This is a genomic window from Bacillus thuringiensis (genome assembly GCF_022095615.2).
In the GTDB taxonomy this organism is placed as follows: Bacteria; Bacillota; Bacilli; order Bacillales; family Bacillaceae_G; genus Bacillus_A; species Bacillus_A cereus_AG.
Window position 1 is genome coordinate 5,000,638 of the sequence record NZ_CP155559.1, and the last position, 23,704, is coordinate 5,024,341.

Consider the following 23,704-nt stretch of genomic DNA (forward strand, 5'->3'; position numbering starts at 1 on the left):
AAATAAAAAGAGGAATTTATATGTATATACCGTGGGTGAGATAAAATGAAAAAACAAACACATGTAAGTATTCTTATAAGCATTATATTGTTGTCTACAGTAATTCATTACGTGGCAATGCCTTTTCTATATGAATACTCATTTCCTTTTCAAGTATTAATTGGGATGAGTACACTATTCATTGATATTATTGCTTGTAGTTATATACTTTATTTTTCAAACATGAAAGAAGGGTTACCTCGTTTATTTTGGACCATATTATCTGTGGGAACCCTCTCTTATTTCATTGGTGATATCATTGTTGCCTATCAACGTTTAATTTTAAAGGACTACTATACATTCGTTGATCCGTCCGATTTTTTTTACCTACTTTTTTTAATTAGCTTTGCATTTGCCTTTCTATATGAAATCATTTATAACCGAGATTTATTAGAAAAGCTTTTTATGATATGTGACATTTGTATCATCGTTACAGCCCAATTTACTTTAAGCTACTACTTACTTATTGAACGAACCATTCACGTTTTTACAACATCCTATGTCGACATATTCGTTCAACTTATCTATCCAATGGCTGATTTACTCTTTCTTCTCATAGGAATCAATCTGTTATTCAAGCCATTATCCTTATTACCCAAAAAAGTTGGTGCGCTTCTTGGCAGTGCTTTAATTTTATATGCTACTACAGACGCGATTTATGCTTATATCAAATACTTCACACCCGAGTATTCTATGTTTACAGTTACCCCTCTCTATCAAATAACTTTAGTACTAGTAGCAATCGCCTGTATTCTGCATACAAAAGAACCTGAAAAACAAGAGCAAGTACTATTAACACCTAAACTTGGGGAATCAATCAGATTATCATTACCTTATATTTCTGTAGTCATGCTTATTGTTTTTATATTAGTTGAATACGTTTTTGCACCTATTGTAGTAATTGGACTTATGATAACTTTCTCCTTCGTTCTCATACGCCATAGTTTAGTTAGAAAACAAAATAAAATATTATTGCTAGCCCAAATGCAATTCAACTTAGAACTCGAAAAACAAATTGAACTACGTACAGAAGATTTAGTAGATCAAAAAAATGAACTATATCATAACCAACAAATGTTTAAATCTTTATACGAGCATCATCCAGATCCAATCTTCACACTCGATCTGTACGGTAACTTTCTTAAAGTGAATAACGCTGGTACTACTTTGCTCGGTTATCAAACGAATGAATTATTAAATCAACCTTACTATTCACTTATGTATGAAGAAGATTTGGAAGAAATCATTAATGCCTTTCATCGCGTAAAAAAGGGGAAATCTATTTCTTTAGAAATACGGGCATATCATAAAAATAGAGATATTTACTACTTGCATGTTACAGCTGTTCCTATCTTTTTAAAGAATCATATTTCTGGGGTTTATTTAATGATTAAAGATATTACGGAAAGCAAACAACAACAAGAACAAATTAATTTTCTAGCATATCATGATACGTTAACAGAGCTTGCAAATCGCCGCGCATTTCATCAATATGTAGAACAAGCAATTGCTCGATCCGAAATATCAAAAAGGCCTTTTGCTGTTATGTTTCTCGACCTAGACCGCTTTAAGGTTATTAATGACACCCTCGGTCATAGGGTTGGAGACCTTCTATTAATTGCAGTAGCAAAAAGACTCGAAAGAATATCGACACCAAATATGAAGCTTGCCCGGCTAGCTGGGGATGAGTTCACAATCCTTATCGAAAATTATAGAAAAAGACCAGATGTACAAAAAATAGCTGATACGATTGTAGCAGCCATGAACGAACCATTCGAAATTGAAAATCAGCATTTACAAATCTCACCGAGCATCGGAATTGCAATATATCCTGAAGCAGGTGAAGATCCATTGTCCATTTTACAGCATGCTGATATGGCCATGTACGAAGCAAAAAATAAAGGAAAAAACGGTAGCTCTCTGTACACGAAAGAATTGTATAAAAAAATGGAACGAAAGGCTCGAATTGAAAAAGATTTACCACTCGCTTTAGTAAACAAAGAATTTTATCTCGTCTATCAACCACAAATCGATATTACGACGAAAAAGATTATTGGCTCTGAAGCATTAATACGCTGGAAACACCCGCTCCTAGGTGACATTCCGCCATGTGAATTCATTCCAATTGTAGAAGAGACTCCACAAGTCATTCCACTCGGTCATTGGGTATTAAAAGAATCTTGTCGCCAGTTAAAAATATGGCATACTTTCGGCTACACAGATTTAAGAATAAGTGTGAACTTATCAGCAAAAGAGTTCCAGCAAGATAATTTAATCGAGAACATTTCACAAATAATAACAGACGTTAACGTCAATCCAAGGTATGTAACACTTGAGTTAACAGAACGAATTGCAATGATTGATGAAAAAGAAACATTATCAAGACTAAAACAATTAAAGGAATATGGTATTCAAACGTCCATTGATGACTTCGGTACCGGCTATTCTTCTCTCGCTTATTTATCAATTTTCCCTATCGATACATTAAAAGTACCGAGAGAATTTACACAACTAGCCGATCATCGGCCGGAAGAGCGAGCTATCGTTTCCACCATCCTTTCCCTTGCAAATACTTTAAACCTTTCTGTCGTTGCCGAAGGAATTGAAACAGAAAAACAGCTTAAGTTTCTACAAAAGAACAACTGTAAATATATGCAAGGTTACTATTTCAGTAAACCACTTACTAGTCATCAATTTATAAAATTTCTACAAAAAACACCCAGTATGAACCAATAGCTCATACTGGGTGTTTTTATAATGTCGGAATTTTTTTTTCGTAATATTCCTCTGCAATTTCTTCATAAAAAGCTGCTGACGTCGTATAAAAATATGGAATTAGCCATAGGAATCCAATTCCTAGTGTAATACAACTTAATATAAACCAACCAATAAAACTTAAACATAAAATGAAATACTCCATCTTATGTCCATCCATCATACGACGACTCTCTGTAATAGCTTGATTTATAGAATACTCAGGATGATCATTTATAATAAAGTAAGTCATCGCATAAGAAAATGATTTAATAATGCCTGGAATAATAAATAGTAAAAACCATAAGAAAATATAAATGTTTACTACTATATATAATAAAAATGCCTTGATAAACTTACTTCCTTCTGTAAACCATCTGAATACATGCCCAATACGCGCTTCCTCATCACGAATGATATGCAGTCCTAAATAATAACCACCTAGCGTTAATGGACCTACCACCAATATTGTAATAATGTCTACTGAAAGTGAGCCATTTACTTCTTTCCAATTCCAAACCTGAGAGAAAATGAAATCAACACTAAAACTAAACACTGAAATAAGAATCGAAATCAGTAATGTTGCCCCGACAGCTAATCCCCATTTCCCTTCTAATGAATCTAGCGCTTCTCCTTTTAAATCACTAATCATAATTTTCCTCCTATACGTAATAATTCTATTAGTATAGCATGTTCCTACTACAATTCATCTTTTGAAAGATAGCGATAAAAATGTGCTGTCGTTGTGCTCACGTACGGACTAAGCCAAAGAAAACCTATTCCAAGTGTAAGAATCGATAAAATCGCCCAACCTATAAAGCTCAGCCATAAAAGGAATAAATCTAACTTATGTCCCTTCATAAGATGCTTACTTTCTTTCATTGCCTGTGAAACACTATATTCTGGTTTTTCAACCATCACATAATATGTCATCGAATATGAAAAATACAGAATAGCCATTACAATAAACGAAATAGCTAATAAAACAAAGAAAACGATTATGAACGATGGATTTGCATTCTCATCAAAAAAACCTAATGTCCCAAACACAATCATTCCTAACATCGGTACCCATGCACCTGTATATAACAAAATTGCAACCATAGCCCACATTGTTTTCATCATTCTTTTAAAACCACGAAATCCTTCAAACAAATAATCCACTCTAGCATCTTCTCGTTTACTTATTTGTAGAAACACATTCGTATAACCGTATGAGGTAATACCATAAGCTGCATAACTTAAAATTATTATAAGACAATAAAAAATTCCAAACGTAATCACAGCTCCAATTTCCATCGCTTCTTCTCCAATTGAACCGATTGAAATAGACGCTAAAAGAAATATTATAACTCCTGGGATTAATAGTATAAGCATTATAGCCATTGAAACGACGTAACTTATAATATGATATAAAATCGTTGATCCAACACCTAGTCCCCATTTTCCTTTTAAAGAGTGCAATGCTTCTCGTTTCATTTCACCAATCATTTATTCATCTCCTTTATAAATTGTTGTACATTCTCTACTTATACAAGCATCAATATAATTATACCATTTTTGTAAAATTATCCATAAACTACACAAAAAATCCGTAAAGGCAAAGCCTTTACGGATTTTTTATTTCATATCAGAAACGTTTAAACGGTTCACGGCACGTTGTAATGCCATTTCTGCACGTCTAAAGTCAACATGTGCTTGTTTATCTTGCATACGTTGCTCAGCGCGACGCTTCGCTTCATTTGCACGATGGATATCGATATGGTTTGCTTCTTCAGCAGATGATGATAATACAGTTACTTTATCTGGACGAACTTCGATAAAGCCACCACTTACTGCTACATAATCAGTGTGTCCACCGTTTTTCAGACGAACTGCACTAATTTTTAATGGTGCAACAGTTGGAATGTGACCTGGTAAGATCCCCATTTCCCCACTCTCTGCTTTTACACTTACCATCTCTACTTCTTTTTCGTAAACCGGTCCATCAGGAGTTACAATACTGACTGGAAATGTCTTCATACTTCGTCCCTCCTAAGGCCTTACGCCATCATTTTCTTCGCGTTTTCAATAACTTCTTCAATGCCACCTACAAGACGGAATGCATCTTCTGGAAGGTCATCATATTTTCCTTCTAGAATTTCTTTGAAACCACTAACTGTATTTTTTACAGGTACGTAAGAACCTTTTTGACCTGTAAACTGCTCAGCTACGTGGAAGTTTTGAGATAAGAAGAATTGAATACGACGAGCACGATGTACAACTAACTTATCTTCTTCAGATAACTCATCCATACCTAAGATAGCGATGATATCTTGAAGCTCTTTGTAACGTTGTAAAGTTTGCTGTACTTGACGAGCCACTTCATAATGCTCTTCTCCTACGATTTCTGGAGAAAGTGCACGAGATGTAGATGCTAATGGATCTACGGCTGGGTAAATACCCATTTGTGTTAAACGACGCTCTAAGTTTGTTGTTGCATCTAAGTGAGCGAACGTTGTAGCTGGTGCTGGATCCGTATAGTCATCGGCTGGTACATATACCGCTTGGATAGACGTGATAGATCCTTTATTTGTAGATGTAATACGCTCTTGTAATTGACCCATTTCTGTTGCAAGTGTCGGTTGGTAACCTACCGCAGATGGCATACGACCAAGAAGGGCAGATACTTCAGAACCTGCTTGCGTGAAACGGAAGATATTATCGATGAACAGAAGTACGTCTTGTCCTTGCTCATCACGGAAATGTTCAGCCATTGTTAAACCTGTTAATGCAACACGTTGACGTGCTCCAGGTGGCTCGTTCATTTGTCCGAATACCATCGCAGTTTTCTTAATTACGCCAGAATCGCTCATTTCGTGGTATAAATCGTTACCCTCACGAGTACGCTCACCTACACCAGCGAATACAGAGATACCACCGTGTTCTTGTGCGATGTTATTAATTAATTCCTGAATTAATACCGTTTTACCTACACCGGCACCACCGAATAGACCGATCTTACCACCCTTAATGTAAGGAGCAAGTAAGTCTACTACTTTAATACCAGTTTCAAGAATTTCTACTTTAGTAGATAATTCTTCGAATGCAGGTGCTTGACGGTGAATTGGATCACGACGTACATCGGCAGGAACCTCACCATCTAAGTCAATTGCATCACCTAATACGTTAAATACGCGACCAAGTGTTGCATCACCAACTGGTACAGAGATTGCTTTACCAGTATCTTCTACTTCTGTACCACGAACAAGTCCGTCTGTGGAAGACATTGCAACTGTACGAACTGTATCATCACCTAAATGAAGTGCAACTTCAAATGTTAAGTTAATGCTTGTTCCGTTTTCGTTGCTTTGTTTTACCGTAAGGGCGTTGTAGATTTCTGGTAGCTTTCCGCCATCAAACTTAACGTCTACAACCGGACCCATGATTTGCGTAACGCGCCCTTTATTCATCGGGTTCCCTCCTAGCTTTCTTTTAATTAGCCAACTTGCTACGAGCAGTTAGCTTTTAATTTTTTATTGGTTTATAGCTTACGCGACTCTTTTGAAAGAGTCGCTTCCACTTTTTATTGAATCTAGTTCCAGCGGCTAGAACAGTCGGTCATTTCGCGCCTTCCTACGAGGCAAAAAGCGCCTCTTTGTCAGGAGCTCCAATGCCCTCCTGTTCTGGACGAGCCGCTTCCACTTTTTATTACTACTCTAACGCTGCTGCTCCACCAACGATTTCCGTAATTTCTTGCGTAATCGCTGCCTGACGCGCACGGTTGAATGAAAGTGTAAGTGAATCGATAACTTCCATTGCATTGTCTGTAGCACTCTTCATTGCTGTCATACGCGCTGCGTGTTCACTTGCTTTACCGTCTAGTAATGCACCGTACACTAAGCTTTCTGCGTATTGTGGCAATAGTACTTTTAAAATCTCTTCTTCAGAAGGTTCGAATTCATAAGCTGTCGTCGGTTTGTCAGACGCCACATCAGTAAGCGGTAAAATTTTATTTTCCGTTACTTCTTGTGAAATTTTACTTACGTAATGGTTGTAGTAAATATACAGCTCATCATAAGCACCATCTGCGAACATCGCAATTGCTCGAGAAGCAAGGTCTTTAATATCAGTAAATGATGGGTGGTCAGATAATCCAACTACTTCATCAATGATGTTAAAGCCGCGACGTTTTAAATAATCACGTCCTAGTCGGCCAAGCACAATAATTGAATATTGGTTTGAGTCCATATTATGACGTTCACGAATTACGTTACTCACTGTACGTAATACGTTACTGTTATAACCACCTGCTAGTCCGCGATCAGATGTAATAACGATGTATCCTGTACGCTTTACAGGACGCGCATTTAGCATCGGATGATTAATTCCTTTACTTCCTTGCGCAATGCTCGCTACTACTTCTTGAATCTTTTCCATATACGGAACGAAAGATTTAGCATTTTGCTCTGCACGGTTTAACTTAGATGCAGATACCATCTCCATCGCTTTCGTAATTTGACTCGTTTTCTTTGTCGAGTTAATCTTCGCTTTTATATCGCGTAAAGATGCCACAGGTTTTCACCACCTTTTTTCCGGAAGTTGGCACGATTAGTAAGAATTCTCTTCCTAATCTACGTTGCAAGATATTCTTGCTCATGATTGAAGGAAAAGAATAGGTGCACCTACTCTTTTCCTTTACATAACCGTCAGCAATCTCAAAACTTGAGATGCCTTTTATATATTATCTAGCTCCAGCGGCTTGAACGAGCCGCTTCCGCTTTTATTATTCAGAAGCTACGAATACTTTTTTAAATCCATTAATAGCTGCTGCAAATTTGTCGTCATCCGCAAGTTTCTTAGTTGTGCGGATTTCTTCTAATAAGTCAGTCGCATTAGAATCTAACCAAGCATGGAATTCTTCTTCGAAACGAGTGATATCTACTACTGGGATATCATCTAGGAATCCACGTGTTAAAGCATAAAGAATGATAACTTGTTTCTCTACACGTAACGGTTTGTGTAATCCTTGTTTTAATACCTCAACAGTACGAGCACCACGGTTTAGTTTCGCTTGAGTTGCTTTATCCAGGTCAGAACCGAACTGAGCGAACGCTTCTAACTCACGGTAAGATGCAAGGTCAAGACGAAGTGTACCTGATACTTTACTCATTGCTTTAATCTGAGCAGATCCACCTACACGAGATACAGAAGTACCCGCATCGATCGCTGGACGTACGCCAGAGAAGAATAGGTCAGATTGTAAGAAGATTTGTCCATCCGTAATAGAAATTACGTTTGTTGGGATGTAAGCTGATACGTCCCCTGCTTGTGTTTCGATGAAAGGTAGTGCAGTTAAAGAACCGCCGCCTCTTGCATCACTTAATTTTGCTGCACGCTCTAATAAGCGAGAATGTAGGTAGAATACATCCCCTGGATATGCTTCACGACCTGGAGGACGACGTAATAGTAATGAAAGCTCACGGTAAGCCGCTGCTTGTTTTGATAAGTCATCATATACTACTAATACGTGTTTACCATTGTACATGAACTCTTCACCCATTGTTACACCAGCATAAGCAGCTAAGTATAATAATGGAGCTGGTTGAGAAGCTGATGCAGTTACAACGATTGTGTAATCTAATGCACCGTGCTTACGTAGTGTTTCTACTACGTTACGTACAGTTGATTCTTTTTGTCCGATAGCTACATAGATACAAATCATATCTTCATCTTTTTGGTTAATGATTGTATCAAGTGCAACTGCTGTTTTACCTGTTTGACGGTCACCAATGATTAACTCACGTTGACCACGGCCAATTGGTACAAGAGCATCGATCGCTTTAATACCTGTTTGAAGTGGCTCATGAACAGATTTACGATCCATTACACCTGGTGCTGGACTTTCGATTGGACGAGTGTTTGTTGTATTGATTGGGCCTAAACCATCAACTGGTTGACCTAATGGGTTTACAACACGACCGATTAGTTCTTTTCCTACTGGTACTTGCATGATGCGACCAGTACGACGAACTTCGTCACCTTCACGGATTTCTGTGTAAGGTCCTAAAATGATAATACCTACGTTGTTTTCCTCTAAGTTTTGTGCTAGTCCCATAACGCCGTTAGAGAACTCTACAAGTTCACCAGCCATAACGTTATCAAGACCATGAGCACGCGCAATACCGTCACCAACTTGGATAACTGTACCAACATCACTAACTTCGATTTCAGACTGATAGTTCTCGATTTGTTGCTTTATCAGTGCGCTAATTTCTTCAGCTCTGATGCTCATGTGCTTCACCCCTATCTATTCTTCATTAATTCACGCTGAATACGTGCTAATTTTCCTTGTAAACTTCCATCATAAATGCGATTTCCAATACGTACTTTAATGCCGCCTAGTAAATCTTCATCTACAACATTTTTTACGCGAATTGCATCTTTTCCCGTTCTCTTTGCAAATGCTTCTGCAATGTTAAGCTTCTCTTCCTCTGATAGAAGACGAGTAGAATATACAGTTGCATCCGCTACGTTACGTTCTTCATTAGCAAGAACAACGTATTCATCTGCAATTTCAGGTAAGATATCAATGCGTTTGTTATCAATTAAAATATATAACGTATTTAAAATAGATTCAGAAACAGATCCGAATACGTTTGCAAGAAACGTTTTCTTTTGTTCCTTTGAAATGTTCGGTTGCGTTAAAAAGCTATGTAGTTCTCCGTTCTTTACATAAACGTTTTGTACAAGGCGTAATTCCTCTTCAAACATTTCTAATACGTGTTTTTCTTTTGCAATTTTAAAAAGAGCGACAGCATAACGTTTTGCTACAATCCCATTGCTCATCGCGCTTCTCCTACTTCTTTAATATAATCGCGAATTAACTTAACTTGATCTTCTTCTTTTAACTCTTTTTCAATTACTTTAGAAGCAATTTGAACAGATAAAGAAGCCACTTGTTCTTGTAAAGCAGCAATCGCTTGCTCTTTTTCGCGTTGAATTTCTTGTACAGCAGATGCTTTAATTGATTCTGCTTCTTCTTTCGCAGCAGCAACAATAACATCTTTTTGATCTACAGCTTGTTTTTTCGCTCTTTCGATTAACTCTTGTGCTTCAACACGCGATTGTTTTAACATTTCACGTTGTTCTTCTACTAATTTCTTCGCTTCAGCGTTACTTCTTTCTGCAGCGTCGATTTCATTAGTAACATGCTCTTCACGTTCTTTCATAATTCCCATTAAAGGACCCCACGCAAATTTGCGTAGCATTACTAATAGAAGTAAGAAAATGAACAATGTATAAGCAATCGTTCCAAATGGAATGGCAGCCCCTAATAATAAAGTTGGCACAAGGATTCACTCCCTTCAAAATATCTAAATTGATCATATGAAAAAAAAAGACATACGTTTCATCCATAAAGCAATGGCGAAGAAAGTTCGGAAAAACACTCTTCGCCATCTATGTAAGGGGAGTCTCCCTTATTTGTTCATTACGATGAATGCAATAACTACACCGATGATTGGAAGTGCCTCAACTAAAGCAACCCCGATGAACATAATTGTTTGAAGTGCGCCTTTTAATTCTGGTTGACGAGCAACACCTTCGATTGTACGTGATACGATAAGACCGTTACCAATACCTGCACCTAATGCTGATAAACCAATTGCAATTGCAGCTGCGATTACACCTAAACTCATTTAATTTGTCCTCCTTTGTATTATAAAAAAATATTTTTTTCTTACTTAAATTATATTAATGGTCATGGCTTACTTTATGAGCCATATAAACCATCGTTAACATAACGAAAATAAATGACTGGATTGATCCAACGAATACACTGAATCCCATCCATGCTAACATTGGTACAAGCGCACCTAATGCTCCAAGGACTGTCGTCCCGCCTAACTTAGCAAGTAATCCTAATAAGATCTCACCTGCATAAATGTTACCGAATAAACGAAGACCTAACGTTAATGTGTTCGCAAACTCCTCAATAACCTTTAATGGGAATAAGAATTTCATAGGTTGGAAATAACCTTTTACGTATTCTTTCGTACCCTTCATCTTAATTCCATAATAATGGGTGAGGGTAACTACCATCACGGCTAATGTTAATGTAACTGCTGGATCAGACGTTGGTGATCTCCACCATGCAATATGTTCGCCAGCCTCAACTGTTGAATACATGAATGGTAAACCAAGGAAGTTCGATACGATGATAAACATGATAAGCGTAACGCCAAGCGTTAAGAAACGTCCACCTGTTTTCCAGTCCATCGTACTATTGATAATCCCTTTCACGAAGTCAAACACCCATTCCATGAAGTTTTGCATCCCGGTTGGGCGAAGGGCTAAACTGCGAGTTCCGATAACAGCGATTAAGAAAACAATAACTGCTGCTACAGTAACCATCATAACTGATGACAAATCGAACGTTAAACCTAGAAATTCAACTAATTTACCGTGTTCCACTAGTAATTCACCTCTCTTCCCTGCTCTTATACTCTAAATAAAGAAAATCTATGATCATGACAAGGTATCCTGTCAGCAATCCTACACCTAGGCCCCACATCGCAATTAACTCTTGATATTTGGCTGCAAATAAAATTAATAACCCAATCGTGGCGAATCTTGAATATGTACTTACCGCTGTCGCCTTAAACTTCACGTTTTCTCCATTTGTTACGCGATCCAACAGCTTGTCTGTTCTACGTGCAATGATGCGCAAACTAAGAAAACTGAAAATCGTTCCGATAATCAGCCCAAGAAATACATCCTTGTAAGAGGTGAATCCCCATCCTAGCACTAGAAGCGCAAGCAAGTAGTACATATATTTCTTTTGTCTTTGGACAAGTCCATGTACGTCTATCATCATTGCTCTCCCGAATAGTAATGTCGAATGAGTCGAATCATTGCGTATATCCCTGTTCCTAATCCGAGTAATAACCCTATAATAAGAAACAATGGAAACGTTCCAACCTGATTATCAATCCACTGCCCACCAAAGATCCCAATAAGAATAGAACCGACTAACTGAGCAAGAATACCTGACATTAAAGCATAAGCTTTTATATGGCTGCGATCGTTTTTTTGCAAGGATTCATCCCTCCAATATGTAACCCTCATTCACGATGTGTTAATAATAACTCATTTTTTTGCATAAATCCTATACAAAATAAAAAGTTTACATTTTCGTCACGGAATAGATGTATTTTTGTCACTGAAAGCCCTACCATCTATCCCCGTTGTTAGCATACAATAGGGTATTAACAGTGTCAACGAGAAATCGTAAAAAATCAAAAAATTTGAGTATCAGGTATTTCCTCCCAAAAATGAAAACGTTACCCTTCTAAATACTGGTTATGGATATGCAATTTCTAACAGTTTTCTATTTATAATAGAAGAGAATGTTCACAAGTTTGTCACTATTATATTTTTAAAATATAACGCTTCCCTTCCATATATAGTGTTTGCTAGACGTAAGACTTCTATATTATATGTGATGTGTATACTACTTATGTTGTATATAACCTGTATATTTATCTCCCTCCCCTACTTACTCGGAACACACAAAAAAAACGAGAGGGGAATCCCCTCTCGTCAGTTGTCTTACTTCGTTCCGAATAAACGGTCACCAGCATCACCAAGACCTGGTACTACATATCCGTGGTCATTTAATTTCTCATCTAATGCTGCTACATAAATATCAACATCAGGATGTTCTTCTTGTACTACTTTTACTCCTTCTGGAGCTGCAACGATACACATTAATTTAATTTGTTTTGCACCGCGCTTTTTCAGAGAGTTAATTGCTTCAGCTGCAGAACCACCTGTTGCTAGCATCGGATCTAGTACGATAAAGTCACGCTCTTCTACATCCGTTGGAAGTTTCACATAGTATTCTACCGGTTGCAATGTTTTAGGGTCACGGTATAAACCAACGTGTCCTACTTTTGCTGCTGGAATTAATTTCAGAATTCCATCAACCATTCCTAAACCTGCACGTAAAATCGGAATTAAACCAAGCTTTTTACCAGCGATCACTTTTGTTGTCGCTTTGCTTACAGGTGTTTCAATTTCAATGTCTTTAAGTGGAAGATCGCGAGTAATTTCGAAAGCCATTAAACTTGCTACTTCGTCCACTAATTCACGAAAATCTTTCGTACCTGTATTCTTATCGCGAATATATGTAATCTTATGTTGAATTAACGGGTGATCAAATACATACAGTTTTCCCATGTGAATCTCTCCTTTAGATGATATTCATGCGTTTACACGCTTTTTTACACTATTTACGATTGTAAAGAAAACGCTACTAATATTCAAGGGCAAATTTGGCAAAATCATGATTTTACGATGAATCTATCTAGTATCTTTACCAATTATGGGAGCTGTATCCTTCATTATATCGCCAAAATTTATTCATCCTTTGTATACATACTTAAAGAGCAATATATGTCCAAAAAAAAACTGCCAAAACAATTACGTCTCAGCAGTCTTCTTTAATCTATTATAGGTCTGTGTACATTGGGAATTTGCTCGTTAACGCTTCTACACGCTTACTTGCTTCTTCTAATGCAGCTTCATTTTCATGATTTTTTAATGTGTAAGCAATAAGTGACGCAATTTCATCCATCTCTTCTAAACCGAAACCACGAGATGTTACAGCTGCCGTACCGATACGTACACCGCTTGTTACAAATGGGCTTGCTGTTTCAAATGGAATTGTGTTTTTGTTCACTGTAATACCAACTTCATCTAATACGTGCTCTGCTACTTTACCTGTGATTTCTAAGTTACGAACATCAATCAGGATTAAATGATTGTCTGTTCCACCAGAAACAAGTGTAAGTCCTTCTTTTTGAAGACCTTCAGCTAAGCGGTTCGCATTATTAATGATATTTTGTGCATATGTTTTAAAATCATCTTGTAGTGTCTCACCAAATGCAACAGCTTTTGCAGCGATTACATGCATAAGTGGACCACCTTGAATACCAGGGAAGATTGATTTATCAATTTGTTTTGCAAATTGCTCTTCACATAAAATCATACCACCACGTGGGCCACGTAATGTTTTATGTGTTGTCGTTGTAACGAAATGTGCATGTGGTACTGGGTTTGGATGTAAACCAGCAGCTACTAAACCAGCGATATGTGCCATATCAACCATAAAGTATGCACCCACTTCATCTGCAATCTCACGGAATCGTTTGAAATCGATAACACGAGGATATGCACTTGCACCTGCAACGATTAATTTTGGTTTATGTTCTTTCGCTTTTGCTAATACATCATCGTAATTAATACGGTGAGATTCAGCATCCACGCCATATTCTACGAAATTATATTGTACTCCACTGAAGTTAACAGGGCTTCCGTGTGTTAAGTGACCACCATGAGATAAATTCATACCAAGTACTGTATCGCCTTGCTCTAAAATCGTGAAGTATACTGCCATGTTCGCTTGTGCACCAGAATGCGGTTGAACATTTACATGCTCTGCGCCAAAAATTTCTTTCGCGCGATCACGTGCGATATCTTCCACTACGTCTACGTGCTCACAGCCACCATAGTAACGTTTTCCAGGATATCCCTCAGCATACTTATTCGTTAAAACAGAACCTTGCGCCTCCATTACTGCTTCACTTACGAAGTTTTCCGAAGCAATTAACTCAATCTTTGAACGCTGTCTTCCTAGTTCTGCCTCAATTGCAGCAAATACCTTTTCATCTTGACGTTTTAAATGATCCACCAAAATCCCCCTTTTCTGAACGAATTACATCGATTCCCAATAGTTTTTTCTCATTTATTCAGAAAAAACGAAAATTCAGGTTGTAATTCTTTCGAACCTTCATGTTTTCAACTACATTCTAACATGACTTTCTATATCATAAAAGAAAAAAAAGACCGAAAATCGGTCTTTTCTTTCTTCTATTATAAAGTCAGACTACATACCTTTTATCTTTCGATATAAAGCTATTATGCGACTTTATAATTTTTCATGTCTAACGGCAAGAGATACTCTCTTCCTTCGCCGCATAAACAGCACGTGCTCCACCAATTAGTTTTCCACGTGTCGTTGCCATCGTTACATGTGCACTTCCAATTTCCTTCACACTTGTACGAACCGGAACAGCTACATGCTTTAAATGCATACCGATAAATGTATCACCAATATCCATTCCTGCATCTGCTTTAACAAACTCGATTACTACCGGATCTTTCAAATTGTGATAAGCATATGTTGCTAATGCACCACCTGCTGATCTAACAGGCGTAACTGTTACAATTTCAAATTGATATTTCATCGCCAACTCTCTCTCAACTACTAAAGCACGGTTTAAATGCTCACAACATTGAAACGCCAACTCAATACCTGTTTGTTCTTGAAATTGTTTTAACTCAGAAAAAATCGCCTCTGCTACTTCCATCGTTCCTGATGTTCCAATTCTTTCTCCTAGCACTTCGCTCGTGCTACACCCCACTACAAAAATTTGACCACTTTGTAATGAAGCTTGTTCTTGGAAATCAGAAAGCGATATTTGTAACTGTTCTCTTACCTTTACGATTTCTGTCATTACGCCTCTTCCTTTCACAGGTTGGTTCACCAAATTATATTTCATACTGCTTCTAGTTAGAATCTATTACTTTGTTTCGTATGTTTTAATTTTTCCTACGCGGTTTTCGTGACGACCACCTTCATAGTCAGTTGTTAACCAAATTTTTGCGATGTCACGTGCTAGACCCGCACCAATTACACGCTCGCCCATTGCTAGCATGTTCGTATCATTATGCTCTCTCGTTGCTTTCGCACTGAAAGTATCATGAACTAATGCACAACGAATACCATTTACTTTGTTTGCTGCGATTGACATACCGATGCCTGTCCCACAAACTAAAATACCACGATCTACTTCGCCATTCGCTACCATTTCCGCTGCTGGAAACGCAAAATCAGGGTAATCAACAGAACCAGCTTCACATTCACAACCTAAATCAATATATTCAATATTTAACTCTTCTAATAAACTTACAAGTTCTTTACGGATATTCATACCGCCGTGATCAGATGCTACTACTACTTTCATTTTTACCCCTCCAAAGTTTCAATCAATTATCTTCATTTCTCACTCGTTACCTTAATGGAACGAAGTGATCTCCAATATCGTATTATACACGAAACATCAACCCTCTGAATGTTTTTTCAGTAAAGTTTGTACAAGTTTTTCCATCTCTTCTAACGTTTCTTTATAAATAGAAAGTGCCCCGCCAAACGGATCTGAAATATCCCTACTTATCCCCTCAGTTACTCCATATAATGTATCTACTTTCTTTTCAACACTCGGATAATGCCCAAGTACAATTTGCTTATGGTTTTCCGTCATTGTTACTACAATATCTGCCCAATCAATTAAAGCTTCATTTACCTGCTGCGAAGCATGATTGATTGCAATTCCCTTTTCAGCTAAAGCTTCCTTTGCATATATCGACGCATCACTACCAGGATAGGCGAAAACACCAGCAGATTGCACTTCAAACTTACCTTCTCCATAATGACGAAGTAACACCTCAGCCATCGGGCTACGGCATGTATTTCCAGTACAAATAAATAACACTCGTTTCATCCAAACCCACCCCTTTTCTTCTTTTTCCTACCTTTCATCATAACGTACATAAGAATAGAAAAAAAGAAATGTGAATATACAAAAGACGCATTTCTCTTATATTTTTTCTAAGAAAAATGCGCCTTATCCACATATATGTGAAACCCTATTTCCAAGTGCCTAGAGTATTTTAACATACATAGCAAGCGTACTACAAAACAAAATAAGGAATCCATTTCATACGAAACGGACTCCTCTTTTACAATAATTATTTCATTGTAACTTTCATTACTTCTGTTGAACCTTTTGTAGCTGTTACACCTACAGTTGTCTTAATAGACTCAGCTGCATCTGTGTTTGTAATAACGATTGGAGTAATTGTGCTTTTCGCTTTTTCACGAATTAATTCTAAGTCGAATGAGATTAATTTATCTCCAGCTTTTACAGCTTGGCCTTCAGAAACGTGAGCTTCGAAACCTTCACCTTCCATTTTTACAGTTTCTAATCCAACGTGGATTAAAATTTCTGTACCGTTTTTCGCTTTAATTCCGATAGCGTGTTTTGTGTGGAATAATTGTACGATTTCACCATCAACTGGAGATACAACTACACCTTCAGTAGGATCGATTGCAACACCGTCACCCATCATACGACCTGCGAATACTGGATCTGGTACTTCTTCAATATTTTTCACTGCTCCAGTTAATGGAGCTACGATTGTTTCTTCATTTGTTTTTGAACCAAGACCGAATAATTTTTTAAACATAGGATAGTCCTCCTTATAATTTACCTAAAAGTTTATAGGGCAATCTCTATTAAAGATCGAAATAAACGTAAGACCTCATACTTCGAATATTATACTGTAAAAACGCTTTCGAAATAAATTACGTCATTACTAATAGACTCTTATTGTAGCGCCTCACAAAATTCCAGTCAATTCTGATTGTCTGAATAACAATAAGAAGTTAACTTCTACTTATATTTTCTCTTTTTTTACCCAACTTGTCTAGAGGTCTTTACTACATTTTATTTTTTGTCGCTAATTTGTAAAATTAATTTCAAACTTTTTTCGAAATCCGCTTGACTAAAGTAAGTAACTATTTTATCATTACTTACATAAGGTAAGTTAATAACTTTTAGGAGGTTTTTAAAAATGATGGATTTCGGTCTTCTTATTATTCGTCTTATTATAGGTATTACATTCATGGGTCATGGTGCTCAAAAATTATTTGGTTGGTTCGGCGGTTACGGTTTAAAAGGAACAGGCGGCTGGATGGAATCAATCGGTTTACGCCCTGGTGTATTCATGGCATTTATGGCTGGCGCAACTGAATTATTAGGCGGCTTCTTATTCGCATCAGGTATTTTCACTGCAGTTGGTTCATTATTTATCGTTGGTACAATGCTAATGGCAATCTTCACTGTTCATGGAAAAAATGGTTACTGGGTAACCCAAAACGGATATGAATATAACTTAATGTTAATTGCCGTTGCGATTGGTGTAGCTTTAATCGGACCTGGCGCATACGTTTTACTTTAATATGTCTCGTTAAACTCTTAATCCCCCAAGAAAGCAACTTGGGGGATTTTATCATTACTTACACTTATAATTTTTTATTAGAAAAATCCACCTCTTCTCATTGAAGAAATTTTTAAATTCCAATTCATAGGACAACCCCCAGTCACACTAAAAAACCAAACATATGTTATTTAGTAGTAAATATAATAGGAGGGAAAAATCTTATGAAAAACCATGATAAAAAACTTCTAGAAGAAGACATGGATCCAACTAACGAAAATGATAATGAAAGCAAAGTAAAAGCAAAAGCTAAAAACAAAAATAAGAATAAAAACAATAATAATCTTGCTAATCAAGGTGGACAAGCTGGTCTCGAATTAACAGCGTCTGGCGGTGGACAAATTAGCGGAAAAGGTGGAACAAACGTAAGTCAAGGTGGACAAATAGCTAAAAAAGGCGGACAGAATGCGAATCAAATGGGACAAGTGGCTAGAGAAGATAGTGAAAATATAATCAAGAAAAGCGAATTTGAAGCAGGTGTTGCCGACAGCGAAGAAAGCGCTGACGAAAATATTTCAACACCAGCGGAAGATGAGCTTTAAGCTGAGCAGAAAAAAAGATAGGAGCGAACATTCTTATGGCGAACCGTCGTTCTCAAAAATATAAAAACAACAGCACAAAGACAGAAACAGCCTCCTCCTTTAAACTCAGCAAAGATGACCTTCCAATTGAAATTCACATCCATGTCAACATTTACAACTATAATGATAATAACAATAACCTTGCAAACCAGGGCGGGAAGGCTGGTTTTACAATAACAGCGGATCGAAATGGACAGATCAGCGGAAACGCAGGAACAAATGCTAATCAAGGTGGACAGATTGCCAAAAAGGGTGGACAAAACTCGAGACAAACAGGACAAGCTACTAAAGAAAATAATGAAAATAAAATTCAAGAATCACGTCCTACACTTTTTTTACCACCGTTCTCTTAATTAGCAACACTTCCATTTCTAAAACTTCCGCTTTACCTTAGTTCCAACCTTGTTTGTCATTTATAAGTTAAATCCTTATTTGGCTTATAAATGACAAACATATTTTATGACTTCAAAATATTAATGCTAATTCTTCCGAGCTTATGTGTCTTTAGCCTATTTACAAAAATACCAAAAAAATATTTTTCCAGCAGGAGTTTTCCACTAGCATCTTGTAAACAAACAATAAGTCGTCATATTCAGAAAGGGGATTTCAAACATGTTATCCATTAATCCAAACGAACAAACAGAAAAAGAGAATTACAAATTATTAACAGGAAGTATTATCCCACGCCCTGTCGCATTCGTTACTTCTGTAACAAAAGAAGGCGTATTAAACGGAGCACCATACAGTTATTTCAACATCGTCGCTGCAAACCCACCACTTATTTCCGTTTCTGTGCAACGGAAAGCAGGAGAAAGAAAAGACACTTCCCGAAATGCAATTGAAAAAGGTGAATTTGTCGTACATATTTCTGATGAATCTTACGTAGGAGCAATTAACGAAACAGCAGCTAATCTTCCGCCAAATGAAAGTGAAATTGAACTAGCGAAACTAACACCAATCGAAAGTGATGTCATCTCCGTTCCAGGTGTAAAAGAGGCAAATATTCGAATGGAATGCATACTAGAACGCGCAATCCCTCTTGGTGGAACAGAAGACTCACCAGCTTGCGATCTACTGATCGGACGCGTCGTTCGTTTCCACGTCGCAGAACACCTATACGAAAATGGACGCATCCATGCAGAAGGACTAAAACCAGTAAGCCGCCTAGCAGGACACAACTACGCAAAACTAGGAGAACAATTTGAATTGGTTAGGCCAGTTTAAAAGTGGAAGTAGCCCGTTTAGCGCTGACCAGCTAAGGTTCTCTCGCACAAAAGGTGCTTTTTACCTTTCGTGCGGGAGGTTCTTAGATGCGAAGAGCTGGCCACTGGAACTAGATATCAACCTAAAAGCGGCAGCGGCTCGCAGGAAAACGCGAAGCCACGACCATTCTTGCCGCTTTCATCACCCAGACATAAAATCCCCCGCTAAAAAGCGGGGGATTTTTTTTTATAATTCTTCCTTTTTTTCCTCTAATGCAGGTAACTTCTCTTTTTTAGGTTTACCAAGCTTTATCACAAAGAAATATAAAGAAAGTAACGTAATAAGAAAAACAATTAAAAATGGATACGGAGAATAAAAGGCACGCGCCGCCTCCGTTTTTCCTGCAACAAACTTCAATGACTCAATATCTAAAAACTCAGCAAACATTTGTACACCGAGCATACTAAACCAAAAAACAAAAAAACTAATAATAATACCAAAAACTTGCTTCAATCTCGTCATTCATCTCATCCTTTCTATATGTGTAATTTTTTAGCGCAATGAGTATAGTACAAACAAAACTATGCACAGAAAGGAACCATCCTACCATTCGCGAATTAACTTCATCCAACCTAAAATTGAAATTTGCAAAATAATACCCCAAATTATAAGTCTTCTTAGCCATCGAGGAAAGAAGGTTAAAAACTTAACATACCATTCCAACAACCCGTTCATAACGCCCCCCTCCTTAAAATTATATAGGAAAAAGGAGATATAATCCAAATCCAACCAAAATGATACCGCCTACTATCTCACCATATGTACCGAGCATATCTTTCGCATGTCTACCAATTAATAAACCAATCCACGCTAATAACATACTAACAAATCCAAAAAGTAATATCGTAATAATTGTCTGTGCTCCGTAAATACCAAGACTAAGCCCTACTGAAAAACTATCTATACTAACGCCAAATGCAAATACGAATAAGCTAATTCCAATAGGAGCCGTTCTAGTCTCTTCATTCTCCAAAATAGAGGAATATATAATATAGAATCCTAGTCCAATTAATAAAATAGCACCTGCAAAATGTGCAATGTCTCCATACTTCTCTGATAAAAAACGACCTAATACCATCCCTATAAATGGCATAATAATATGAAATATCCCTATCGTCATACCGATATACAGGATTTGTCTTACCTTTAAGGTCATCATTCCCATGCCAAGACTCACCGAGAACGCATCCATTCCTAAGGCGAATGCCATAATTATTAAAGGTATTAGCTGTTCAAACGTCATTCATGTCCCTCCTCGGACGTGCTACTTCACAATATGCTTATCCGAGGAAAAATATTCTGTTTGCTAATCGTACCTTATCATTCAGTAATAATATGATGTCCTGCTGCTTTTGTTAAGCGATTCATAATTGCATTCCCTATTCCGTCATTCGGGAACGACTCACTAAAAATAACATCCACTTCACTTGCATCAAATGTTCTAAGTACATCATATAATTTAGTCGCCACACTAGCTAAATCGCTTCGAACACCACAAGATAATACAACATCCGCGCTATATACATGCTGATACTCTTCTGTCGTTAATAAACCCACTTTGAATCCTTCTTCCTTCTTCTCATCCACAAGGCGCTGAATAAACTCACGTGATCCTTCAACAATACTAAGTGGCGCTTTCGGTGCATAATGTGTATATTTCATTCCAGGTGATTTCGGTTTTTCTTTCTCGTCCTTTAAAGCTGGATCTAAAGAAACCGTACCAATCACTGCTTCCAATTGTTCTTTCGTAATCCCGCCTGGGCGTAATATCGTTGGAACTGCGCTCGTACAATCAATTACAGTTGACTCAACACCTACTCCTGTTGCACCACCATCTACAATTCCTGCGATTTTCTCATTTAAATCTTCATATACGTGAGACGCTAACGTCGGGCTTGGACGACCTGAACGATTCGCACTCGGTGCCGCAACAGGTACATTTGCCTCTTCAATAAGAGCAAGCGCTACTGGATGATCAGGCATTCTTACTCCAACCGTATTAAGTCCTGCCGTCACCTTCTCTGAAATCCCTTCTTTTCTAGGTAAAATAATTGTTAACGGACCTGGCCAAAAATGCTCCATTAACTTCTCTGCAACTGGTGGAATTTCCTTCACAATCCCATCTAACTGCGATTTTGTACCGATGTGGACAATCAGTGGATTATCACTCGGTCTTCCTTTAGCTTCAAAAATTTTCGCGATTGCTTCATCATTCATCGCGTTTGCACCTAGTCCATATACCGTTTCTGTCGGGAAGGCAATCGCCTCATTTTCCCTTAATAATTTTGCTGCTTCTTGTAACTGTGGATAATATTTTTTTCTTTCCACAACATTATCCACAACCCACATATTTGTATGCATTTTTTCCCACGTCCTTTTCTACCCTGAAATACTTGTCTATTTTTAGTTTACTATGAGATTTACCCAAAAGACAAACAAGGTTTATCCACAAAATGTGGATAAACCTAATTAATCCGTGGATAACTTTGTGAATAGCTGACAATTTAGTATTATTGCATTTGGCTCTTTTATATTTTTACAAAAGTGTTCTAACTGTCGAATTCCCTCTGGTACATTTTCTTTCTCTATAGTAACAAAGTCAAAAAAATGAAAGATTGTTATAGATTGTGGATGATTTGTTAGTAAGTACAATTGTCGAATATTTTTTTCGTTCATATACTGCAAAAACATTTCAAAAAAATATAAGAAAGTCTGTTTATCCACATTAGGTGTGAATAAACAAGAACGAATCAGTGCGTGTTCTTCACTTTGTTCATATCCGATGACAGCCCGTATTTCTTCCGCCTCTTCCAAAATCATAAATTGCGCGTACAACTCATTTATTTTATCATCTTTTTTATTAGCTTGTCCGAAAAAAGAATGCAATCTTTCCACATCTGCTTTCGTAGCAAAATACACTTTCTTCATAATAAATCCCTCCTCATTTTTATATATGAGGAGGGATTTATTAATAGTACTATTTAGAGAATAAAGATGTAAAAGCTTCTACAATAAACAATTTAACTTCTGGCTTTTCTTCTTCCTCTTCTACTTTTACATACTCATTTTTCTTTTCTTGTTTTTTCTCCACAGGTTTCTCCTCTTTTTCCACAGTTTTTGTTTCTTCTTTACTTACAGGCTGCTCTTCGACTTTTGTTTCATTTTTTACTACTTTCTTTTCAGAAGCTGTTACTTTTTTTACTACTTCCTGCTTTACAACTTTCGTTTCTTTTACCTTATCCACTTTCTTCTCTTCTGTATCTACTACTTCCTCATCTAGTTGTACCTGCTCCTCTTCAGGAGATTCTGCCTTCACAACATGTTCTTCCTTCCTTACAGCTGTACCACTTGAAAAATCTAAGAAACACATCGGCGGAAATAATACACACCACCAGTTTGCCCCTTCACCTTCCCCAATTGTAATTAATACGGCCTCATATTCCCCTGCTGGATAAATGAAATTCCCATATACCTTTGTAGGAAACTTTACATTCTTACTAAATTTCACTTGAAATGAATCTTTACTTCCTTCTTGTTTCAACGTATTCGCCACTGTTTTTTCGATTTCTGGAATATGACTTTGAATGACTTTACGTGCCTCTTCAAATGAAGTTAAATCCGCTACCCATCCATCAATTTGTGTTTTTACTTCATCACGCACTTTGCGCTTTAACGCCTGATCTTTATCTGAATCACTATTTGCTAAAATTCGTAATCGAACGGCCTCTTTCGGAATAACTGAAGGCCCTTTCGCATCAGCTTTCATATATCCAAACTGCACAAGCAACTGTGCACCAATTAATAATAGAAGAAGATAAGCAATAACTTGTTTTTTCATTTCCTCCACCGTCCCTTCTACAAACAGTGTGGACAGACTTTAATCTTTCTAAACTATTAAATTC

30 protein-coding genes are annotated in these 23,704 nt (G+C 37.2%); 5 read left to right on the top strand and 25 right to left on the bottom strand.

The features are described from left to right. Positions 1-45: 45 nt before the first annotated feature. On the top strand, positions 46-2,775 hold the full coding sequence (locus tag KZZ19_RS25960; protein ID WP_098342312.1) for a putative bifunctional diguanylate cyclase/phosphodiesterase: 2,730 nt from the start codon (positions 46-48) through the stop codon (positions 2,773-2,775). Between the two features lie 16 nt (positions 2,776-2,791). Here the strand turns inward: KZZ19_RS25960 and KZZ19_RS25965 are convergent, their stop codons facing one another. The 19 genes from KZZ19_RS25965 to KZZ19_RS26055 all read right to left on the bottom strand — a co-directional run bounded on the left by KZZ19_RS25965 (position 2,792) and on the right by KZZ19_RS26055 (position 17,145). Further along, positions 2,792-3,445 (bottom strand): DUF975 family protein, encoded by a 654-nt coding sequence (locus tag KZZ19_RS25965; protein ID WP_088098494.1) that lies wholly within the window; start codon positions 3,443-3,445, stop codon positions 2,792-2,794. A 47-nt stretch (positions 3,446-3,492) separates the two neighbouring features. Next, entirely contained in the window at positions 3,493-4,284 is a 792-nt protein-coding gene (locus KZZ19_RS25970; RefSeq protein ID WP_237981211.1) for a DUF975 family protein, read from the bottom strand. Between the two features lie 129 nt (positions 4,285-4,413). Continuing rightward, the gene (gene atpC, locus KZZ19_RS25975; RefSeq protein WP_000847215.1) at positions 4,414-4,815 is read right to left on the bottom strand and encodes a F0F1 ATP synthase subunit epsilon; all 402 of its coding nucleotides are present in this window, start codon (positions 4,813-4,815) and stop codon (positions 4,414-4,416) included. Between the two features lie 20 nt (positions 4,816-4,835). After that, positions 4,836-6,245: a F0F1 ATP synthase subunit beta gene (gene atpD, locus KZZ19_RS25980; protein ID WP_001032603.1), complete on the bottom strand. Its 1,410-nt coding sequence runs from the start codon at positions 6,243-6,245 to the stop codon at positions 4,836-4,838. Positions 6,246-6,486: 241 nt separating this feature from the next. Continuing rightward, positions 6,487-7,347, bottom strand: coding sequence for a F0F1 ATP synthase subunit gamma (atpG, locus tag KZZ19_RS25985; protein WP_000157696.1), 861 nt, complete (start codon positions 7,345-7,347; stop codon positions 6,487-6,489). Positions 7,348-7,558: 211 nt separating this feature from the next. Continuing rightward, entirely contained in the window at positions 7,559-9,067 is a 1,509-nt protein-coding gene (gene atpA, locus KZZ19_RS25990; protein ID WP_000027511.1) for a F0F1 ATP synthase subunit alpha, read from the bottom strand. An 11-nt stretch (positions 9,068-9,078) separates the two neighbouring features. After that, complete coding sequence (atpH, locus tag KZZ19_RS25995; protein WP_000064683.1) at positions 9,079-9,621, bottom strand: F0F1 ATP synthase subunit delta; 543 nt, start codon at positions 9,619-9,621, stop codon at positions 9,079-9,081. After that, the gene (gene atpF / locus KZZ19_RS26000; RefSeq protein WP_001142618.1) at positions 9,618-10,124 is read right to left on the bottom strand and encodes a F0F1 ATP synthase subunit B; all 507 of its coding nucleotides are present in this window, start codon (positions 10,122-10,124) and stop codon (positions 9,618-9,620) included. The genes atpH and atpF overlap by 4 nt, the downstream gene beginning before the upstream one ends. Positions 10,125-10,253: 129 nt before the next feature. Continuing rightward, entirely contained in the window at positions 10,254-10,472 is a 219-nt protein-coding gene (gene atpE / locus KZZ19_RS26005) for a F0F1 ATP synthase subunit C (protein WP_000052064.1), read from the bottom strand. A gap of 55 nt (positions 10,473-10,527) precedes the next feature. Further along, positions 10,528-11,247, bottom strand: a complete 720-nt coding sequence (atpB, locus tag KZZ19_RS26010; protein WP_088098496.1) for a F0F1 ATP synthase subunit A — start codon at positions 11,245-11,247, stop codon at positions 10,528-10,530. Between the two features lie 7 nt (positions 11,248-11,254). Then, on the bottom strand, positions 11,255-11,647 hold the full coding sequence (locus KZZ19_RS26015; RefSeq protein ID WP_000567600.1) for an ATP synthase subunit I: 393 nt from the start codon (positions 11,645-11,647) through the stop codon (positions 11,255-11,257). Beyond that, positions 11,647-11,871 (bottom strand): AtpZ/AtpI family protein, encoded by a 225-nt coding sequence (locus tag KZZ19_RS26020; RefSeq protein ID WP_048560282.1) that lies wholly within the window; start codon positions 11,869-11,871, stop codon positions 11,647-11,649. Before KZZ19_RS26020 ends, KZZ19_RS26015 begins: the two co-directional genes overlap by 1 nt. 26 nt (positions 11,872-11,897) lie before the next feature. After that, positions 11,898-12,011 carry a DUF4024 domain-containing protein gene (locus KZZ19_RS26025; RefSeq protein ID WP_000232961.1) on the bottom strand — a complete coding sequence of 38 codons (114 nt, stop codon included), beginning with the start codon at positions 12,009-12,011 and terminating at the stop codon, positions 11,898-11,900. A 373-nt stretch (positions 12,012-12,384) separates the two neighbouring features. After that, positions 12,385-13,014, bottom strand: coding sequence for a uracil phosphoribosyltransferase (gene upp / locus KZZ19_RS26030; RefSeq protein WP_000517539.1), 630 nt, complete (start codon positions 13,012-13,014; stop codon positions 12,385-12,387). Between the two features lie 271 nt (positions 13,015-13,285). After that, positions 13,286-14,527: a serine hydroxymethyltransferase gene (gene glyA, locus KZZ19_RS26035; RefSeq protein WP_000349796.1), complete on the bottom strand. Its 1,242-nt coding sequence runs from the start codon at positions 14,525-14,527 to the stop codon at positions 13,286-13,288. A gap of 253 nt (positions 14,528-14,780) precedes the next feature. Then, the gene (locus KZZ19_RS26040; protein WP_237981210.1) at positions 14,781-15,398 is read right to left on the bottom strand and encodes a TIGR01440 family protein; all 618 of its coding nucleotides are present in this window, start codon (positions 15,396-15,398) and stop codon (positions 14,781-14,783) included. A 21-nt stretch (positions 15,399-15,419) separates the two neighbouring features. Beyond that, entirely contained in the window at positions 15,420-15,863 is a 444-nt protein-coding gene (rpiB, locus tag KZZ19_RS26045) for a ribose 5-phosphate isomerase B (RefSeq protein WP_000869917.1), read from the bottom strand. Between the two features lie 96 nt (positions 15,864-15,959). Then, complete coding sequence (locus tag KZZ19_RS26050; RefSeq protein ID WP_237981209.1) at positions 15,960-16,400, bottom strand: low molecular weight protein arginine phosphatase; 441 nt, start codon at positions 16,398-16,400, stop codon at positions 15,960-15,962. A gap of 247 nt (positions 16,401-16,647) precedes the next feature. Continuing rightward, positions 16,648-17,145 carry a PTS sugar transporter subunit IIA gene (locus KZZ19_RS26055; RefSeq protein WP_000473666.1) on the bottom strand — a complete coding sequence of 166 codons (498 nt, stop codon included), beginning with the start codon at positions 17,143-17,145 and terminating at the stop codon, positions 16,648-16,650. Positions 17,146-17,532: 387 nt separating this feature from the next. Here KZZ19_RS26055 and KZZ19_RS26060 point away from each other — a divergent pair, with 387 nt between their 5' ends. From KZZ19_RS26060 to KZZ19_RS26075, 4 genes are all read left to right on the top strand, one after another. Further along, positions 17,533-17,919 carry a DoxX family protein gene (locus KZZ19_RS26060; protein WP_061680023.1) on the top strand — a complete coding sequence of 129 codons (387 nt, stop codon included), beginning with the start codon at positions 17,533-17,535 and terminating at the stop codon, positions 17,917-17,919. A 203-nt stretch (positions 17,920-18,122) separates the two neighbouring features. Further along, the gene (locus tag KZZ19_RS26065) at positions 18,123-18,500 is read left to right on the top strand and encodes a hypothetical protein (RefSeq protein ID WP_088098500.1); all 378 of its coding nucleotides are present in this window, start codon (positions 18,123-18,125) and stop codon (positions 18,498-18,500) included. Positions 18,501-18,535: 35 nt separating this feature from the next. Further along, the gene (locus tag KZZ19_RS26070; RefSeq protein WP_088098501.1) at positions 18,536-18,892 is read left to right on the top strand and encodes a hypothetical protein; all 357 of its coding nucleotides are present in this window, start codon (positions 18,536-18,538) and stop codon (positions 18,890-18,892) included. Positions 18,893-19,151: 259 nt separating this feature from the next. Then, positions 19,152-19,763: a flavin reductase family protein gene (locus KZZ19_RS26075; protein ID WP_088098502.1), complete on the top strand. Its 612-nt coding sequence runs from the start codon at positions 19,152-19,154 to the stop codon at positions 19,761-19,763. A 225-nt stretch (positions 19,764-19,988) separates the two neighbouring features. Here KZZ19_RS26075 and KZZ19_RS26080 read toward each other — a convergent pair whose 3' ends face one another. The 6 genes from KZZ19_RS26080 to spoIIR form a co-directional block, all read right to left on the bottom strand. After that, a complete protein-coding gene (locus KZZ19_RS26080) occupies positions 19,989-20,264 on the bottom strand; it encodes a DUF3935 domain-containing protein (protein WP_088098503.1) in 276 nt (91 codons plus the stop codon). Positions 20,265-20,345: 81 nt separating this feature from the next. Then, positions 20,346-20,477: a hypothetical protein gene (locus KZZ19_RS26085; protein WP_265413080.1), complete on the bottom strand. Its 132-nt coding sequence runs from the start codon at positions 20,475-20,477 to the stop codon at positions 20,346-20,348. Positions 20,478-20,496: 19 nt separating this feature from the next. After that, positions 20,497-21,045 carry a manganese efflux pump MntP gene (locus KZZ19_RS26090; RefSeq protein WP_071743641.1) on the bottom strand — a complete coding sequence of 183 codons (549 nt, stop codon included), beginning with the start codon at positions 21,043-21,045 and terminating at the stop codon, positions 20,497-20,499. A gap of 77 nt (positions 21,046-21,122) precedes the next feature. Next, positions 21,123-22,163, bottom strand: a complete 1,041-nt coding sequence (locus KZZ19_RS26095; RefSeq protein WP_088098504.1) for an L-threonylcarbamoyladenylate synthase — start codon at positions 22,161-22,163, stop codon at positions 21,123-21,125. Positions 22,164-22,271: 108 nt separating this feature from the next. Then, the gene (locus tag KZZ19_RS26100; RefSeq protein ID WP_237981208.1) at positions 22,272-22,730 is read right to left on the bottom strand and encodes a mechanosensitive ion channel protein; all 459 of its coding nucleotides are present in this window, start codon (positions 22,728-22,730) and stop codon (positions 22,272-22,274) included. Between the two features lie 49 nt (positions 22,731-22,779). After that, a complete protein-coding gene (gene spoIIR, locus KZZ19_RS26105; protein WP_237981207.1) occupies positions 22,780-23,640 on the bottom strand; it encodes a stage II sporulation protein R in 861 nt (286 codons plus the stop codon). Between the last annotated feature and the right edge of the window lie 64 nt (positions 23,641-23,704).

Excerpts from the sequence above, each read along its gene's own strand:
- KZZ19_RS26070 (WP_088098501.1), top strand. The coding sequence starts at position 18,536 with ATGGCGAACCGTCGTTCTCAAAAATATAAAAACAACAGCACAAAGACA.
- KZZ19_RS26065 (WP_088098500.1), top strand. The coding sequence starts at position 18,123 with ATGAAAAACCATGATAAAAAACTTCTAGAAGAAGACATGGATCCAACT.
- KZZ19_RS26075 (WP_088098502.1), top strand. The coding sequence starts at position 19,152 with ATGTTATCCATTAATCCAAACGAACAAACAGAAAAAGAGAATTACAAA.
- KZZ19_RS26025 (WP_000232961.1), bottom strand. The coding sequence starts at position 12,011 with ATGGTAGGGCTTTCAGTGACAAAAATACATCTATTCCGTGACGAAAAT.
- KZZ19_RS25965 (WP_088098494.1), bottom strand. The coding sequence starts at position 3,445 with ATGATTAGTGATTTAAAAGGAGAAGCGCTAGATTCATTAGAAGGGAAA.
- upp (WP_000517539.1), bottom strand. The coding sequence starts at position 13,014 with ATGGGAAAACTGTATGTATTTGATCACCCGTTAATTCAACATAAGATT.
- rpiB (WP_000869917.1), bottom strand. The coding sequence starts at position 15,863 with ATGAAAGTAGTAGTAGCATCTGATCACGGCGGTATGAATATCCGTAAA.
- KZZ19_RS26085 (WP_265413080.1), bottom strand. The coding sequence starts at position 20,477 with ATGAACGGGTTGTTGGAATGGTATGTTAAGTTTTTAACCTTCTTTCCT.
- atpA (WP_000027511.1), bottom strand. The coding sequence starts at position 9,067 with ATGAGCATCAGAGCTGAAGAAATTAGCGCACTGATAAAGCAACAAATC.
- KZZ19_RS25970 (WP_237981211.1), bottom strand. The coding sequence starts at position 4,284 with ATGATTGGTGAAATGAAACGAGAAGCATTGCACTCTTTAAAAGGAAAA.
- KZZ19_RS26095 (WP_088098504.1), bottom strand. The coding sequence starts at position 22,163 with ATGCATACAAATATGTGGGTTGTGGATAATGTTGTGGAAAGAAAAAAA.
- KZZ19_RS26090 (WP_071743641.1), bottom strand. The coding sequence starts at position 21,045 with ATGACGTTTGAACAGCTAATACCTTTAATAATTATGGCATTCGCCTTA.
- KZZ19_RS26050 (WP_237981209.1), bottom strand. The coding sequence starts at position 16,400 with ATGAAACGAGTGTTATTTATTTGTACTGGAAATACATGCCGTAGCCCG.
- atpD (WP_001032603.1), bottom strand. The coding sequence starts at position 6,245 with ATGAATAAAGGGCGCGTTACGCAAATCATGGGTCCGGTTGTAGACGTT.
- KZZ19_RS26100 (WP_237981208.1), bottom strand. The coding sequence starts at position 22,730 with ATGAAGAAAGTGTATTTTGCTACGAAAGCAGATGTGGAAAGATTGCAT.
- KZZ19_RS25960 (WP_098342312.1), top strand. The coding sequence starts at position 46 with ATGAAAAAACAAACACATGTAAGTATTCTTATAAGCATTATATTGTTG.
- KZZ19_RS26060 (WP_061680023.1), top strand. The coding sequence starts at position 17,533 with ATGATGGATTTCGGTCTTCTTATTATTCGTCTTATTATAGGTATTACA.
- atpC (WP_000847215.1), bottom strand. The coding sequence starts at position 4,815 with ATGAAGACATTTCCAGTCAGTATTGTAACTCCTGATGGACCGGTTTAC.
- KZZ19_RS26040 (WP_237981210.1), bottom strand. The coding sequence starts at position 15,398 with ATGAAATATAATTTGGTGAACCAACCTGTGAAAGGAAGAGGCGTAATG.
- KZZ19_RS26015 (WP_000567600.1), bottom strand. The coding sequence starts at position 11,647 with ATGATAGACGTACATGGACTTGTCCAAAGACAAAAGAAATATATGTAC.
- atpH (WP_000064683.1), bottom strand. The coding sequence starts at position 9,621 with ATGAGCAATGGGATTGTAGCAAAACGTTATGCTGTCGCTCTTTTTAAA.
- atpE (WP_000052064.1), bottom strand. The coding sequence starts at position 10,472 with ATGAGTTTAGGTGTAATCGCAGCTGCAATTGCAATTGGTTTATCAGCA.
- spoIIR (WP_237981207.1), bottom strand. The coding sequence starts at position 23,640 with ATGAAAAAACAAGTTATTGCTTATCTTCTTCTATTATTAATTGGTGCA.
- KZZ19_RS26080 (WP_088098503.1), bottom strand. The coding sequence starts at position 20,264 with ATGACGAGATTGAAGCAAGTTTTTGGTATTATTATTAGTTTTTTTGTT.
- KZZ19_RS26055 (WP_000473666.1), bottom strand. The coding sequence starts at position 17,145 with ATGTTTAAAAAATTATTCGGTCTTGGTTCAAAAACAAATGAAGAAACA.